The 15,819-nt window shown below is 34.4% G+C and carries 14 protein-coding genes and 2 tRNA genes; 7 read left to right on the top strand and 9 right to left on the bottom strand.

Annotated features, from left to right (window positions below):
- Positions 1-64: 64 nt before the first annotated feature.
- The gene (locus FDM27_RS00730; RefSeq protein WP_071184876.1) at positions 65-316 is read left to right on the top strand and encodes a hypothetical protein; all 252 of its coding nucleotides are present in this window, start codon (positions 65-67) and stop codon (positions 314-316) included.
- A gap of 153 nt (positions 317-469) precedes the next feature.
- Here the strand turns inward: FDM27_RS00730 and FDM27_RS00725 are convergent, their stop codons facing one another.
- The 3 genes from FDM27_RS00725 to FDM27_RS00715 form a co-directional block, all read right to left on the bottom strand.
- Positions 470-664, bottom strand: a complete 195-nt coding sequence (locus tag FDM27_RS00725) for a hypothetical protein (protein WP_140484813.1) — start codon at positions 662-664, stop codon at positions 470-472.
- A gap of 105 nt (positions 665-769) precedes the next feature.
- A complete protein-coding gene (locus tag FDM27_RS00720) occupies positions 770-1,207 on the bottom strand; it encodes a nuclear transport factor 2 family protein (RefSeq protein ID WP_140484812.1) in 438 nt (145 codons plus the stop codon).
- A gap of 2 nt (positions 1,208-1,209) precedes the next feature.
- Complete coding sequence (locus FDM27_RS00715) at positions 1,210-2,343, bottom strand: DegT/DnrJ/EryC1/StrS family aminotransferase (RefSeq protein WP_140484811.1); 1,134 nt, start codon at positions 2,341-2,343, stop codon at positions 1,210-1,212.
- A gap of 153 nt (positions 2,344-2,496) precedes the next feature.
- Between FDM27_RS00715 and FDM27_RS00710 the strand changes: the two genes are divergently transcribed.
- Both FDM27_RS00710 and FDM27_RS00705 read left to right on the top strand, forming a co-directional pair.
- Positions 2,497-3,723 (top strand): 3-deoxy-D-manno-octulosonic acid transferase, encoded by a 1,227-nt coding sequence (locus FDM27_RS00710; RefSeq protein WP_140484810.1) that lies wholly within the window; start codon positions 2,497-2,499, stop codon positions 3,721-3,723.
- Between the two features lie 381 nt (positions 3,724-4,104).
- Positions 4,105-4,314 carry a hypothetical protein gene (locus tag FDM27_RS00705; RefSeq protein WP_071184874.1) on the top strand — a complete coding sequence of 70 codons (210 nt, stop codon included), beginning with the start codon at positions 4,105-4,107 and terminating at the stop codon, positions 4,312-4,314.
- A gap of 90 nt (positions 4,315-4,404) precedes the next feature.
- On the opposite strand, the gene FDM27_RS00700 is transcribed toward FDM27_RS00705, so the two are convergent.
- The 5 genes from FDM27_RS00700 to mutS all read right to left on the bottom strand — a co-directional run bounded on the left by FDM27_RS00700 (position 4,405) and on the right by mutS (position 8,222).
- Positions 4,405-4,752 carry a YegP family protein gene (locus FDM27_RS00700; protein ID WP_071186273.1) on the bottom strand — a complete coding sequence of 116 codons (348 nt, stop codon included), beginning with the start codon at positions 4,750-4,752 and terminating at the stop codon, positions 4,405-4,407.
- A gap of 68 nt (positions 4,753-4,820) precedes the next feature.
- A complete protein-coding gene (locus FDM27_RS00695; protein ID WP_071184873.1) occupies positions 4,821-5,114 on the bottom strand; it encodes a Bor family protein in 294 nt (97 codons plus the stop codon).
- A gap of 177 nt (positions 5,115-5,291) precedes the next feature.
- Positions 5,292-5,377, bottom strand: a tRNA-Leu gene (locus FDM27_RS00690).
- Positions 5,378-5,391: 14 nt separating this feature from the next.
- A tRNA-Gly gene (locus FDM27_RS00685) sits at positions 5,392-5,464 on the bottom strand.
- Positions 5,465-5,615: 151 nt separating this feature from the next.
- Positions 5,616-8,222 (bottom strand): DNA mismatch repair protein MutS, encoded by a 2,607-nt coding sequence (gene mutS, locus FDM27_RS00680; RefSeq protein ID WP_181161613.1) that lies wholly within the window; start codon positions 8,220-8,222, stop codon positions 5,616-5,618.
- A 165-nt stretch (positions 8,223-8,387) separates the two neighbouring features.
- On the opposite strand from mutS, the gene FDM27_RS00675 reads away from it, so the two are divergent.
- The 3 genes from FDM27_RS00675 to FDM27_RS00665 all read left to right on the top strand — a co-directional run bounded on the left by FDM27_RS00675 (position 8,388) and on the right by FDM27_RS00665 (position 12,665).
- On the top strand, positions 8,388-8,831 hold the full coding sequence (locus tag FDM27_RS00675) for a DUF1573 domain-containing protein (protein ID WP_140484809.1): 444 nt from the start codon (positions 8,388-8,390) through the stop codon (positions 8,829-8,831).
- Between the two features lie 85 nt (positions 8,832-8,916).
- The gene (locus FDM27_RS00670) at positions 8,917-9,453 is read left to right on the top strand and encodes an RNA methyltransferase (RefSeq protein WP_140484808.1); all 537 of its coding nucleotides are present in this window, start codon (positions 8,917-8,919) and stop codon (positions 9,451-9,453) included.
- 32 nt (positions 9,454-9,485) lie between these two features.
- Positions 9,486-12,665, top strand: coding sequence for a T9SS type B sorting domain-containing protein (locus FDM27_RS00665; protein ID WP_140484807.1), 3,180 nt, complete (start codon positions 9,486-9,488; stop codon positions 12,663-12,665).
- Position 12,666: 1 nt separating this feature from the next.
- On the opposite strand, the gene folK is transcribed toward FDM27_RS00665, so the two are convergent.
- Positions 12,667-13,803 (bottom strand): 2-amino-4-hydroxy-6-hydroxymethyldihydropteridine diphosphokinase, encoded by a 1,137-nt coding sequence (gene folK, locus FDM27_RS00660; protein ID WP_140484806.1) that lies wholly within the window; start codon positions 13,801-13,803, stop codon positions 12,667-12,669.
- A gap of 124 nt (positions 13,804-13,927) precedes the next feature.
- Here folK and sppA point away from each other — a divergent pair, with 124 nt between their 5' ends.
- On the top strand, positions 13,928-15,688 hold the full coding sequence (gene sppA / locus FDM27_RS00655; RefSeq protein ID WP_140484805.1) for a signal peptide peptidase SppA: 1,761 nt from the start codon (positions 13,928-13,930) through the stop codon (positions 15,686-15,688).
- Positions 15,689-15,819 lie beyond the last annotated feature (131 nt).

Raw genomic sequence — 15,819 nt, 5'->3', positions numbered from 1 at the left:
TTACGGAGATTTTTTTTATATTTGAAAGACAATGCTTTAAATTCAAATCTTAAATATCCTACACATGAGAAAAACAATTTTAGCAGCAGCTTTTATGCTGGTTGCGATGGTTTCCTGCCAAGACAAAACAAAAGACAAACTAGAAGATGCTAAAGAAGCCGTTGGAGCCGAAGTAGAGCAAAAAATGGATACTGTGGCTGAAAAAGTTGAAAAAGCCATTGATTCAACCCAATCAAAAACAGGAAAAATCCTTGAAAAAGGAGCAGAAAAAATGGATGAAGCCGCAAATAAGTTAAAAGAAGCTGCTAAAAAATAATCCAACAAAAAATCCCAAACTATCTATTTCGATAATTTGGGATTTTTTTATAATTCATTAACTTGTCATTGCGAGGAACGAAGCAATCTCCCTAGTTGCTCTCGTTATGTGATTGCTTCGTTCCTCGCAATGACTTAAATCAAAACCATTTTTTTATTTCCCCCACCATAATCTAATTCTTTTCTTCATTTCAGCCTTAAACTCTTCTGGAGTGTACCCATTTGCAAATTCAGTATCAAAATCAAATGTAGCGTGATCAATGCCTTGTTGTTTCCCTTTAGAAAACTCGTAAGCAGTAGCAGGTTCTTCTACTTTATCTATTTTAGATTTTTTCCCTTTTGCATTCATGGCCTTTCTTTTTTCTTCTAACGAATTTACAACTAATACTTTAAAACAAAAAATCCCAAACTATCAATTTTGACAATCTGGGATTTTTACTTTTATATAGTTTTTTTACTGAGGTAATTTAAAAGCCTGTCTGGCAATCAGCAACCACTTGTCTTTTTGTTTTTGCCAAACGAGTACGTTTCCAATTTTTATGTCTTTTTCGACACCGCTGTCTTTAGTATGTGCCGCTAGATTATGTCTTACTATGGCAACATCTCCAGTAACTTGAATACTTTGATTTTGAAATTCTATCGTCACAAAATCAGATTCTCCATTGAGCAATTTTTCAATAAAAACTTTTTGATCCTGTAGTACACCACTAGAATGTCCGTAGCTTAAATCTTTTGAAGTCAAGGCTTTCAAATTGCTTTCTGTTGGATCAATTAATGCTTTTCTAAAAGCTTCAACGCTATTTGCAACAGTACTTTCTTCTTTAGAAACTGCTTTTGTTTGTGCCCAATTGGAAACCGAAATCAAAACAAACAATAGAAAATACTTTTTCATTTTTATTTATTTAAAAATTCTAAAACACTATCAGTAATAAATTGTATTTGTTCATCGTCTAATTCGGTGTGCATTGGTAACGAAATTACTTCTTTTACCAATTGATTCGTTACCGGAAAATCTTCTTCTTTATACCTTGCATCTAAATATGCTTTTTGCGAATGCAACGGAATTGGGTAATAAATAGCGCAAGGAATTCCTTTGTCTAACAAATACTGCATCAATCCGTTTCTGTCAGCATCAATAATTCGCAATGTATATTGATGAAAAACATGGTTGTTTTCATTTGCCTCAAATGAAGGAGTTATAATATTTGAATGAGCAGATAAAGCCGCATTGTATTTTGCAGCAGCATTACGACGAGCAGTATTATAATCATTCAAGAACGGCAATTTTGCATTTAAAACAGCTGCCTGAATACTATCTAAACGTGAATTCACCCCTACTACATCATGATGGTAACGCTCGTACATTCCGTGATTCACAATTCCTCGAATAATGTGTGCCAAAGCATCATCATTAGTAAAAATAGCTCCACCATCACCGTAACAACCCAAATTTTTAGAAGGGAAAAACGAAGTTGCTCCTACATGACCAATCGTCCCAACTTTAGTTTTTGTTCCTGAAGCCGAAATAAAATCGGCTCCGATAGCCTGTGCATTATCTTCAATAACATACAGATTATGTTCTTTGCCCAAAGCCATAATTGCATCCATATTAGCCGAACGACCAAACAAATGCACCGGAACAATTGCCTTAGTTTTTGGAGTAATCGCTGCTTTGATTCTGTCTAATGAAATATTCATATTATCTAAATCAACATCGACTAATACTGGTGTTAATTGCAACAAAGCAATTACTTCAACAGTCGCAGCAAAAGTAAAATCGGCAGTAATAACCTCATCACCTGGTTTTAAATCTAATCCCATCATTGCAATTTGCAAAGCATCAGTTCCATTCGCACATGGAATTACGTGTTTTACGCCCAAATAATCTTCGAGAGCTTTTTGAAATTGATGTACCTGAGGTCCATTGATATAAGTATTAGTATCCAAAACTTCCTGAATAGAAGTATTTACTGTAGTAGCAATTTTATCATATTGACTTTTTAAGTCAACCATTTGAATTTTCTTCATTTCAACTTTATTAATAATTAGAAAGCTGTTGTTTTTACACTTCTTACGCAACAACAAAACTTTCATAAAACGGAAACAAAAATAGGTATTATTGATTTCAAACCAATGAATTTAAGCCAAAGAAAATGTATTTTAGCCCCAAAAAATATACGAATGCTTTTTCTGTACAATATCACCATTACATTAGCGGATTTTTTATTGAAAATTATCGCGCTATTCAACCCAAAAATGAAATTATTTATTACCGGAAGAAAAACGGTTTTTGATACGCTTTCGCAAAAAATAAATGCTAACGATAAAACCATTTGGTTTCATGCGGCATCACTTGGCGAATACGAACAAGGCCTGCCTGTGATTGAAAAAATAAAAGAAAAATACCCTTCGTATAAAATTATTTTGACTTTCTTTTCTCCTTCAGGTTACGAAGTTAGAAAAAACAATATTGTAGCTGATGCAACGGCATATCTACCGATGGACACTAAAGAGAATGTTCAAAAATTCCTAAAACTCGTTCATCCGGAAATGGCTTTCTTCATCAAATATGAATATTGGCCAAATTACCTAAACGAACTAAAAAAAGAAAATACACCTACTTATTTGATTTCAGGCATTTTTAGAGAAAACCAATTATTTTTTAAATGGTATGGTCAGTTTTACAGAAACGCGTTAAATACTTTCACTTATTTTTTTGTACAAAATGAAGCTTCAAAAAAACTATTACTGCAATTAGGAAAAACAAATGTTGCTGTTTCCGGAGACACGCGCTTTGATCGTGTTGCCACAATTTTAGAAAAAGACAATACTTTGGATTTTATTTCCGAATTTAAAAACGACACATTGACTATCGTTATTGGAAGTTCCTGGCCAAAAGACGAGAGTTTATTGATTAATTATATCAATTCAACCAATCATAAATTAAAATTTATCATAGCGCCTCACAACATAAAATCCGAGCAAATAGAACAATTAAAAAATAGCATCTCTAAGAAAACGGTTCTTTTTTCAGAAAAAGAAAATAAAAACCTTGCCGACTTTGATGTATTTATCATTGACACTATTGGGATTTTAACCAAAATATACAGTTATGCCGATATCGCATACGTAGGTGGCGGATTTGGAAATCCTGGTGTACACAATATACTGGAACCGGCTACTTTTGGCGTGCCAATTGTTATAGGACCAAACTTTTCACATTTTGCAGAAGCTACAGCCTTAGTAAATTTAGGAGGCTGTATCAGTATTATGAATGCAAATGAATTACAAAACACTTTTGATTCATTAATTTCTGACAACATTACAAGAAACAAAAAAGGAACTATTTGCAGGGATTTTGTAAAAACAAATACAGGTGCCACAAATATGATATTGGAAAGCATCTAAAGATTTGATCAAAATTAAATCGATTTTCGGCTTATTTTAGCGCAAGAATGAAAGACCAAAATCTTTAAACAAATCTTAAAAATCAAGCATTAAAACACCTTAATTCTCAAAAAAGAAAGCTTCAAATTTCATAATCTACAAAAATCCAACTCTACAACAACACAAAAACCTAACAATCAACACATTACCAACTAACAAAGCATCCATTCCTTAAAGTCACATATTCATTTAAGCTATTACATTCCCTATAAAATCCATATTTTGCCAGGTGAGAAAAATAATCGAAGAATATTTTAAAAAAAAAATGAAAAAATATTTTACATATTAAAAATTTTATATCTTTGCCTCGAATTAATAATTAACCTTTTATAATAAAGTAAGATGAAAAAAGTATTTTTAAGTTTAGCTGTAGTTGCTGTATTATCTGTTGTATCTTGTAAAAAAGCTGAAGAGGCTCCTGCTGAAGAAGCTGTAGATACTACTGCTGTAGCTGTTGATTCTGCTGCTGTTGTAGCTGATACTGCTGCTGTTGCTGTTGATTCTGCTGCTGCTGCTACTGAAGCTCCTGCTGCTGAAGCTGCTGCTGAGTAATTTTAAATTACAGTAAAAAAAATAAGCCGTTCACATTGTGACGGCTTTTTTTATACCCAAAAACGAGATTATAAAAAATCAGAACTCAAATTAATCAATAAACTCAAAATCATTATTAGCAAAATCCAATATCTCCGCTTTTGAGCCATATTTCACAATCTCATCAATCCCCTTCTGAACCATCAACTCAGTACTGTATTTTCTGCTTACTGCAATCACCTTACCATCAACCACCACCCTAAAGAAAAACTTCCCCTTAGAAGTTTTAAATTTCACGTAAGAACAACTTTCGAACACAGATCGCAAATACTCCGCATCTGCCTCACAATCCATCCGCAATTCATACGCATTGCTCGTAAAAATGGTTTTTCCTTTTCTAGAAGTAAATTCAAACTTATAATCACCACTAAATCTTTTACTAATAACAAAAGTTCCCATTTCTATTTCTCCCTTAATAAAAAAAGGTCGTTCACAGAACAACCTTTTTACTTAAACAAATCTTTTTTTTATTTCGTAACAGTCGTTGTTGTTGGCGAATAAATACCAAATGTCAAACCACCTACAAGCATATTCACAAATGAATGTCTAGTAAATACAGTATAATCATTTGCTCCTGCCGCCATAGCTTTAGAATCTGAAACACCTACTGGCGCAAGACCCCCAATTACATAATGGTTCCATTTAGTAACTTTTGAGTTACCCGTACCACCATTACCCACTACACTAGTGTATGAATAACAAGAAGTCAACATAATTGCAGCTCCACAAGCTACCGCCAAACGCGTAAACATTTTTTTCATTTTTTTATAATTTTTTATGATTTGTAATTAACACGAAAATACATAAAAAAATAAATAAAACACAATTCAAATTTATTTTTTTTTACATAAAATACTACAAAAAAACCTCAAGCCATCTCAGACCCACGAAAAACCAATCTAAAACAAAAAACCCCTTAAAAATAAGGGGTTTCTTTGTACTCAGAGCGGGACTTGAACCCGCACGAACATTGCTGTTCACTGGATTTTAAGTCCAGCGTGTCTACCAATTTCACCATCCGAGCATGATGTAAAATCGAGCGAAAAACGGGGCTCGAACCCGCGACCTCGACCTTGGCAAGGTCGCGCTCTACCAACTGAGCTATTTTCGCATTTTTCAATTCTTATAAAGAACCGCGATACTTGTTCTGTATTGCGGATGCAAATTTAAGAGCTTTTTTCGATTACACAAACGTTTTTCGAAAAAATAATCAATATTTTTTTTAAGCTTTTGATTTGCTTCAATTTAAAAATGAAAAAAAATTATTTTCGGGTTAACATCCGTTTAATTTCATTCAACTTCATCAAAGCTTCAACAGGAGTAACCGAATTGATATCAATATTTAAAATCTCTTCTTTGATTTCTTCCAACAAAGGATCATCAAGATTAAAGAAACTCATTTGCATTTCTTCCTTATCCGATTTAATTCCGTTTAACGCATCACTAGAATGATCTTTCTCTAATTTCTTCAAAATCTTTTGCGCTTTTAAAATCACAATTTGTGGCATTCCCGCCATTTTTGCTACGTGAATTCCAAAACTATGTGCACTTCCGCCTTTGACTAATTTTCGAATAAAAAGCACATTATCTTTTAACTCTTTTACAGACACATTATAATTCTGAATTCGAGTCAGAGATTCACTCATCTCATTCAACTCGTGATAATGCGTAGCAAATAATGTTTTGGGCTTTGATGGATGCTCATGCAAATATTCTGCAATAGCCCAGGCAATCGAAATTCCGTCATAAGTACTCGTTCCTCTTCCAATTTCGTCCAACAAAACCAAACTTCTATCGGAGATATTATTCAAAATCGAAGCCGTTTCATTCATTTCGACCATAAAAGTGGATTCTCCCATCGAAATATTATCGCTCGCTCCTACTCTGGTAAATATTTTATCAACAAGACCCATTTTAACACTATCAGCAGGAACAAAACTTCCCATTTGAGCCAAGAGCACAATTAAAGCTGTTTGACGCAAAATAGCCGACTTACCCGACATATTGGGACCTGTAATCATAATCAATTGCTGGGCTTCTCTATCCAGGAAAACATCATTTGCAATATAAGGAACACCTACCGGCAATTGTTTTTCGATAACAGGATGTCTTCCGTTTTTTATATCCAGTTCGAAAGTTTCATCCAGTTCAGGACAAACATAATTGTTCTCAATAGCCAATTGGGTAAAAGAACACAAACAATCCAGTTGCGCCACCAAATTAGCATTTAACTGAACAGGTTTGATATAAGTAGCAATCCAAGCTACTAATTGTTCAAATAATTCCGATTCAATTTTGTGAATTTTTTCTTCAGCACCTAAAATCTTCGCTTCGTATTCTTTTAACTCTTCAGTAATGTAACGCTCGGCATTAACCAGCGTTTGTTTTCTTATCCACTCCGTCGGAACTTTATCTTTGTGCGTATTTCTAACTTCTATATAATAACCAAAAACATTATTAAACGAAATTTTTAAAGACGAAATCCCCGTGCGTTCAGACTCTCTCGCCTCAATCCCTTCTAAAAATTCTTTTCCCGAAGTAGAAATCGCTCGTAATTCGTCTAATTCTTCATTGACTCCTTTGGCAATAGCATTTCCTTTGGCTATAGCTACAGGCGCATCCTGATTTAAAGTCGCTTTTATTTTTTCGCGCAATAAATCGCAACTATGCAAATTATCACCAATAACTTTTACCGCTTCTTGCGGACTTTCTAACGACAGCGTTTTTATTGGAATAATAGCATCTAATGATTCTTTCAAGTAAACCACTTCACGAGGCGACACTTTTCCCGCAGCAATTTTAGATATCAATCGCTCTAAATCCGAAATTTGTTTGATTTGGTATTGCATTTTTTGCAACACTTCCTGATTTTCTTTCAAATAAGCCACCACCTGATGACGGCTTTGTATTTTATTCGCGTCTTTTAACGGCAATGCCAACCAACGTTTCAACAAACGTCCTCCCATTGGCGAAAGCGTTTTATCAATTACATCCAAAAGCGTAACCGCATTAGGATTGTAACTGTGGTACAATTCGAGATTTCGTATCGTAAACCGATCCATCCACACATAAGCATCTTCGGCAATACGCTGAATAGCCGTGATGTGTTGTACTTTGTTATGTTGTGTTTCTGACAAATAATACAAAACCGCCCCCGAAGCTATAATCCCTTCTTTTAATTCTTCGACTCCAAAACCTTTTAAAGAAATCGTCTGGAAATGCTTGGTCAATGTTTCAAAAGCATAATCTTCTTTATAAACCCAATCTTCCAGATAAAAACAATGATAATCTTCTCCAAAATTTGTCTTAAAATCATTCTTATGATTCTTTTGAATTAAAACCTCTGACGGACTGAAATTCTGCAATAATTTATCGATATATTCTGTATTTCCCTGCGCGGTAAGAAATTCTCCGGTAGAAACATCCAAAAAAGAAATCCCTATTGATTTATTTGAAAAATAAACCGATGCCAAAAAATTATTCGTTTTAGAATGCAAAACCTCATCATTCATAGAAACTCCGGGAGTAACAAGTTCGGTCACACCACGCTTTACAATGGTTTTAGTCATTTTAGGATCTTCCAGCTGATCGCAAATAGCAACACGTAGTCCAGCCTTGACTAATTTAGGTAAATAGGTATTAATAGAATGATGTGGAAATCCTGCCAAAGCCGTTTCGGTCTCTGAACCCGCGCCTCTTTTTGTTAATGTAATTCCTAATATTTTTGCAGAGCGAATGGCATCTTCACCAAATGTCTCATAAAAATCGCCAACTCTAAACAGTAAACAAGCATCCGGATATTTTCTTTTTATCTCATTGTACTGCTTCATCAATGGGGTTTCCTTAAGCGTTTTCTCTTTAGATGCCAATTTGTATCGTATTTAATTTATTAGAAAAATGTGAAGGCGAATTTAAAAATTTTATAACGAATAACTATCACTTCAAAAATTAAAAGCATTTTTAAGTAAAATTTAAGTCATTGGCATGATTTTTTCTTTAGTTTTGTTCTACAAATACTAAAATATATAATTAAGATGAAAAAGATAATTTTACTTGCTGCACTAGTTGTTTTTGGAATTACTAACTCGAAAGCACAAACAACAACTAAAAAAATCAAAGCTACCGCTACCAAAATAGCAAAAGTAAACGGAGCAGGAATGGTTTTTGAAAAAGAGACTATTGATTACGGAACAATTCCTCACAATGCCGATGGAAAACGTGAATTTGTTTTTACAAATAACGGAAACAAACCTTTAATCATTACAAATGCTGTAGGTTCATGCGGATGTACTGTACCAACTTACCCAAAAGAGCCAATTGCTCCGGGTGCAAAAGCAGTTATCAATGTAAAATATGCAACTGACAGAGTAGGTGCTTTTACAAAAACGGTTACCATCACTTCAAATGCAGAAGGACAGCCGTCAAAAACCCTAACTATCAAAGGAACAGTACTTCCTGATGATGCTAAAAAAAGCTAATTTTTAAATTACATACTACTCAAAAGAGCTTCCTTTCCTAAAATCGGAAGCTTTTTTTATTTCAAATAAATGCCATTATTAAAAAATGAGAAAACTAGAAAATAGCGAGCTGGAGAGAAAATCCATTGAAGACTTTAAAAAATCAGAAAAAACACCTCTTATTTTAGTTTTAGACGATGTACGTAGTTTACACAACATTGGTTCGGTTTTTAGAACTGCCGATGCTTTTTTGATTGAAAAAATATATTTATGTGGCATCACCGCGACACCTCCCAATAAAGAAATCCACAAAACAGCTCTGGGAGCAACCGAAACCGTAACTTGGGAACACAACGAAAACGTACTCGACACCATCGCCACCTTAAAACAACAAGGTGTAATCACACTGGCTATCGAACAGGTTGAAAGTGCTATTTTTCTACAAAATTTTGAAGTAAAAGAAGGACAGAAATACGCTTTGATTTTTGGAAACGAAGTGCATGGTGTTGCCCAGGAAGCCGTAGCCTTATGTGATGGTTGTATCGAAATTCCTCAGTTAGGAACCAAACATTCATTGAACATTTCCGTAAGTGCAGGAATCGTTGTTTGGGATTTATTTAAAAAAATAAATTGGACTAAATAAGGCTATATTCAAAAAAATAATATTTTTACAATATGATAAACAAAACTTTACATATTGTAATTGTATTATTTTTTTTTTACAATCATAATTATTCCGCTACTACCTCAACTGTAATTGACCCTCCATCAATAACAGCTGAAAGCTACGATGTATATTGTCCTCAAACGTATCAAAAAATTGCGAAAAATGTAACTATCAGTCACGACCCATCTGAAACGAGTACTAATTCAGTTTACATTCAAATTTCTTCAGGTTATAGTATTGGACAAGATCTATTGCAATTAAGCAATGATTACAGATTAAACAATCCTTCTATTTCAAGCACGTTTATTGCTTCTGAAGGAAAACTAAAAATTTTTAATTCTTCTGGCAATTTAATACCCTATTCAGATTTAAAATTTACCATAGAAGCAGTTGAATTTTACAATTCCTCTACTAACCCTTCTGGAACAAGAAGTTTTTCTATAAGTATTGGTAATGGACAGGTAAGCTATTTACCCAGTAATGGACATTATTATGAATATGTAAGCAGCTATGGAATTTCTTGGACTGGAGCCAAAGATGCAGCAGCCCTAAAAAAACACTACGGACTACAGGGATATTTAGCTACACTAACCTCTGCTGAGGAGGCCCAATTAGCCGGAGCTCAAGCCCCTGGAACTGGATGGATAGGAGGTAGCGATGTTGAAACAGAAAATATCTGGAAATGGATGACAGGACCAGAAGCCGGAACTGTTTTTTGGAACGGAGGAATTAATGGTACAAGAACAGCACCTTATTTTTATGCAAATTGGAACAACAATGAACCAAACAACAATATACAGCCATTTAAACCAACTGGAGAGCATTATGCACACATTACAGCACCCGGGATAGGAAGGGCTGGCGCATGGAATGACCTGTCTAACGATGGAGATCCTCCAGGTAATTATCATCCAACAGGCTACATTGTAGAATATGGTGGCATGTCTGGAGATCCTACTTTGCTACTTTCAGCAAGCACGATGCTTAGCATGGCGAAAATCACAAGTACGACAGTAGCTACAAGATGTGGAAATGGAACAGCAACACTACAAGCAACTGCCGAAAATGGAACGGTGTACTGGTACGATTCACAAACTGCAACAACTCCAATTGCAACTGGAAACAGTTTCACAACACCTATTTTATCCTCTACCACTAGCTTTTATGTAGATGCGGGATGTATCAACCAAAGAAAAACAGTAATTGCAACAGTTGATCCATTACCAATTGTAAATGACATTAGTATTTTACAATGTGATAGTGATTCATCACCTGACGGAAAAACACTTTTTAATTTAACCGTGAAAAACGATGCTATTTCTGCTAATTACAACAACGAGACTATCACCTACTATACCTCTTTAAATGGGGCTAATAATGGAGTAGCAGCTGATTTAATTTCTAATCCGCAAGCTTTCGAAAATACTACTTCTACCAACATGGATATCTGGGCTAGGGTAGCCAATTCACTTACAGGATGTTTTAGTGTTGCCAAAATCAGCTTAATAGTTTCCGCAACTAATATTCCTACAAATTACAAAATAATAGTTCCTGCTGTTTGTGATGATTTATTAGATAGTAATGGCAATAATAACAATAACGACAGAGACGGTATTAGTTCTTTTGATCTTTCTGCAACAAAAGCAACTATTCAAGGACTATTACCAACCACTGAAATTTACAACATCAACTATTACAGAAATGAAGCAGATGCTTTAGCTGAAATGAATAAAATTACAGACATTACTAACTACCGAAACATTGGCTATCCAAATACCCAAGATATTTGGGTGCGGGTAGATAGTCAAATCGAAAATGCCTGTTTTGGACTTGGCCCATACATCAGTTTAAAAGTTGAGGCCTTACCTTTTGCTCATCCAGTAATAATTAGCCGCCAATGTGATGACAATGATGATGGCATCTTTACTTTTAATACCGTTACTTTAGAGTCTGACCTAATAAAAGGACAAACCAATGTAACCGTAACCTATTTTGATTCAAACAACGATCCTCTAAAAGATGTTAACGGAGTACTTATTTCAAGTCCCTTTCCTTCAAATTTCACAACAACATCACAAATAATAAAAGCAGTAGTAACCAATAACACTCCGGCACAATGTTATGACGAATCTACTATTGAATTTATTGTAGACAAAACGCCGCAAGCTTTCTCTATAAATCCAGCATTAACAACTAGCTGTGATGATGAAATCAATCCGTTAGAACAAGACGGAAAATATGCATTTGACACCACTGGTTTTGACACCACAATTTTAGGTGGACAAACAGGAATGACTCTAAAATTTTATGATGAAAATGGTGCTTTGCTACCTAGTCCACTACCTAATCTATTTGTAACTGGAACACAAAAGATTACCGCAACGGTTGAAAACCCTAACAATCTAAATTGTACTGCTTCAACGATAATTGAATTTAATGTACACCCTCTTCCTAATATTGATATTAACCTTGACGGAAGTGCTAACCAATTAGTTTGTTCTAACCTAACTACTTTTTATGTGACTTTGGATGCAGGCATTACCGATAACACTCCAACTTCGGATTATAATTATATATGGAAAAAAGATGGAATCGATTTAGGTATCAACTCACCTACAATAGACGTAAATGAAATTGGAAATTACTCTATCGAAGTTATCAATAGTTTAGGCTGCAGCAGAACAAGAACAATTAACGTAAATGCTTCCAATATAGCTACTATTGCATCAATAGAAATCGTTGAATTGTCCGATGAAAATTCCATTACCGTTAATGTAACCGGACCTGGAGACTATGAATTCAGTTTAGATGAGGCATCTAATTTTTGGCAGAATTCTAACCAATTTAATAATGTCCCAGCAGGAATTCACGAAGTTTATATTAATGACAAAAACGGCTGTGGTGTAGTTTCTAAAAGTGTAATTGTAGTTGGTATTCCAAAATATTTCACCCCAAACAATGATTCCTATAATGACTATTGGGGAATCAAAGGAATGACAAAATACCCTAATGCGTATGTACAAATCTTTGATCGTTACGGAAAACTTATTAAATTCCTGAACAATGCTAATCCTAATTGGGACGGAACTTTCAACGGAGCCTTATTACCAGCAAATGATTATTGGTATGTGATAAAATTAGAAGAAGGAACCCCAGAAATCCGAGGACATTTTTCTTTAAAAAGATAAATTAGCTATTGATTCTCTTTTGAATTTCATCTAAAATAAAAAGATAATCCGATTGATTGTTTACAAAATTCCTATTGGTTACATCAATAATAAGAACATTCAATTCGGTTTGCGAATTCAAATAAGCCAAATACGCACTATTGATTTTTTCCAAATATTCAACCGAAATTCCCTGCTCGTAATCTCTGCCTCTTTTCTTTATGTTTACCAATAATTGTTCAGGATGTTGTAACAAATAAACATACAAATCCGGCTTAGGCATTTCTTTATAAACAATATCAAACAGACTTTTATACAATTGATATTCGGCTTCTTCCAGAGTTACTTTTGCAAAAATCAACGATTTAAAAACATGATAATCGGCTACTAAAAAATCTTTCTTCAAATCCAACGAAGCCAAATCTTCTGAAATTTGCTGGTAACGATCGACCAGAAAAGAAAGTTCTAACGAAAAAGCATAACGCTGCTGATCTTTATAAAACTTAGCCAAAAAAGAATTCTCAGCAAAACGCTCTAATAAAGTTTTTGTATTAAAATCGGCTGCGATTTTGGTTGCCAATGTGGTTTTTCCTGCCCCAATATTTCCTTCAAAAGCGATATAACGTGTTTTATCAAAAGAATTCTTTTGCAACGGATTTTCTAAATCAGCCACAGCAACACAAATGCCTTCATCAGGACAGCTTTCAATTAACTCCAAAATATTTTTTTGTAAAACAGGATGCGTCCAATTAATTTTTAAATCCTGAAAAGGAAGCAATACAAACTTTCGATCTTGCATCAATGGGTGTGGAACAGAGAGCGTTTCGGTATCAATAATTTCCTCATCAAAAGCAATCATGTCAATATCAATAATCCGGGATTGATAACCACTGGCATTTTGCCTAATACGTCCTAATTTTTGCTCTACATCCAAGGCTTTCAAGAGCACTTGTTGAGCAGAATGATAGGTATGCAAAACCAGTGAACAATTATAAAAAGCATCACTATCAAAACCCCAGGCTGCGGTTTCATAAACCCGGGAAACCTGAATTACCGTTCCTATTTCCTGATGAATTAATGCGACACATTGCTTAATTGCCTCTAAACGTTCGCCTTGATTACTCCCAATGGATAAAATAACCTGATGTTGTGCTCTCATATTAAGCACAAATTAACTAAAGAATTTTAGAAATAGCAATATATTTGCACAAAGTGTCCGCATTCCAATTCGAAAAACAATCAAAAATCCGGATATTTTTACCTCCAAATTCAAAGAATATATTATGAAGTTTTTAAGCAATGTTATCGCTACGGTTGTAGGTTTATTTGTGTTTCTAATGCTGTTTTTTTTCGGAATCGTTTTTATCGCTGCAATTTTTGGCGGGGAAACAGAAGGAGAAGCTCTTAAAACCAATTCGGTAATCGAATTAAATCTTGAAGATGTAAAATATGATTATGCCGGCAAATACAAAGATCCCTGGATGAGTTTTTTTTCGGAAGAAAAAAACATTGGGTTTTCGGATGTTATTAACGCTATTGATGTGGCTTCGATAGACGACAACATCAAAGGAATTTCTATTTTAAACAACAATTCCCAATTAGGAATGGCACAGAGTAAAGAGTTGAGAAATGCTTTAGAAAACTTCAAAAAATCTGGAAAATTTGTCATGGCTTACGCCAATAGCTATTCGCAAAAAGAATATTATTTAAACTCCGTAGCCAATTCTATTTATTTGAATCCTGTGGGAGAAATGGACTTCAAAGGATTATCTTCTGAAATTATGTTTTTCAAAGATTTACAGGAAAAAACAGGTGTAAAAATGGAAGTCCTTAGACATGGAAAATACAAAAGCGCCGTTGAACCTTTCTTAGAAAATAAAATGAGTGATGCCAATAGAGAACAAACCACGGCATTGCTGCAATCCATTTGGAATTCAGTTTGTTCCGATATTTCAAAAAGCAGAAAAATTTCAACTAGTCATTTAAACCAAATTGCCAACGGCCTGCTTGCCAGAACTCCCGAAATGGCTAAAAAACAAAAACTAATTGACCATATTGCTTATGAAGACGAATACCATAACGACATTAAAAAAGCGCTTAAGATAAATCCTGATAAGGACTATAATAAAATCTCGATTAGTGATTATACCCGTAAAATAACATCTACCTCAATTATCTCTGAAAGCGAAGACAAAATCGCTGTTATTTTTGCACAAGGCGAAATTCAAAGTGGCGAAGGCGATGTAAACACTATTGGCGAAGGCTCTATACGCCGTTCTCTAAAAGAAGCACGAAAAGACAAAAAAGTAAAAGCTATCGTACTGAGAATTGACAGCCCCGGAGGAAATGCCTTAACTTCTGATTTAATTTGGAGAGAAGTTGAATTGACTAAAAAAGTAAAACCCATAGTGGTTTCAATGGGTAATTATGCCGCTTCAGGAGGTTATTATATTGCCTGTAATGCCAATACGATTTTTGCCGAAAGCAATACTATTACAGGTTCTATAGGTGTTTTTGGTATTTTACCCAACTTTAATCAGCTGACAAAAAAAATAGGCATCAATATCGAACAGGTAAAAACACATCAAAATGCAGCCAATTATAGTCCTTTTGTTCCAATGGATGAAAATTTTAAAGCAGTTACGCTGGAAGGAATTGAACACATCTACAAAACTTTTGTAAGCCACGTTGCTCAAGGTCGAAAAATGAGTTTTGCTGCTGTTGATTCTATCGCCCAAGGTAGGGTTTGGTCGGGTTCTGAAGCGTTAAAAATTGGTCTTGTCGATAAAATTGGCGGATTAAACGCAGCAATTGTCGAAGCAGCCCGTTTGTCTAAAACACAAAATTATGACATCCGAAACTACCCTGAATACGAAAAAGATTTTGATGAAATGTTTTCTAAAATCCCTTTTGCCAATTCTAAAGAGAACATCATAAAAGAAGAAATTGGCATCGAAAATTACCAACTATTACAGCAAGTAAAAAAGCTCCAATCCCGAAAAGGAGTTCAAGCCATGATGCCATTTGAAATTTCGATTTATTAAAAAACAATTAACCGTTTAAGTCATTCTTAAACGGTTTTTTTATCCCGCATTGCCCGGTAAAAATTGTAAGATATTGTGAAAATATTATAAACTACTTATCAGCTAATGCTTTATTTTTGTAGTAGAACATC

The organism is Flavobacterium sp. GSA192, assembly GCF_006386525.1.
In the GTDB taxonomy this organism is placed as follows: Bacteria; Bacteroidota; Bacteroidia; order Flavobacteriales; family Flavobacteriaceae; genus Flavobacterium; species Flavobacterium commune.
This window is presented reverse-complemented; position numbering and strand designations above follow the sequence as displayed.